Origin of the sequence: Psychrobacter sp. CAL346-MNA-CIBAN-0220 (assembly GCF_040309805.1) — a bacterium.
Classification (GTDB): Bacteria; Pseudomonadota; Gammaproteobacteria; order Pseudomonadales; family Moraxellaceae; genus Psychrobacter.
In genome coordinates this window covers 1-232 of the sequence record NZ_JBEOPF010000774.1, presented here as the reverse complement: position 1 = coordinate 232, position 232 = coordinate 1, and the positions used below count along the sequence as shown (strand labels likewise).

The following is a 232-nucleotide window of genomic DNA, read 5'->3' as shown; positions in this document are numbered from 1 at the left end:
AACCCAAGCTAAGGAAATATCATACAACGCAGAAAAAGCCTGTAATTCCTCACTAAGATGCTCAAAATCGAATTGAATTAAAGGTATTTCCTCAGGTTCGTCATTACAATCTAACGCTTTGAGCCACATAAAGTACACAAGGCGCCAATTACCTTGGATTAACTCGCTGCGTAAACCAGCTAAATGCTGGAAAAAGTCGTTAGCATTTTCATCGTCAAAATATTCATAATAC

1 pseudogene is annotated in these 232 nt (G+C 37.5%); it reads right to left on the bottom strand.

Going from position 1 to position 232, the window contains the following annotated elements:
* Positions 1-232 (bottom strand): annotated as a pseudogene (locus AAEY88_RS15625) (hypothetical protein); the annotation flags it as partial.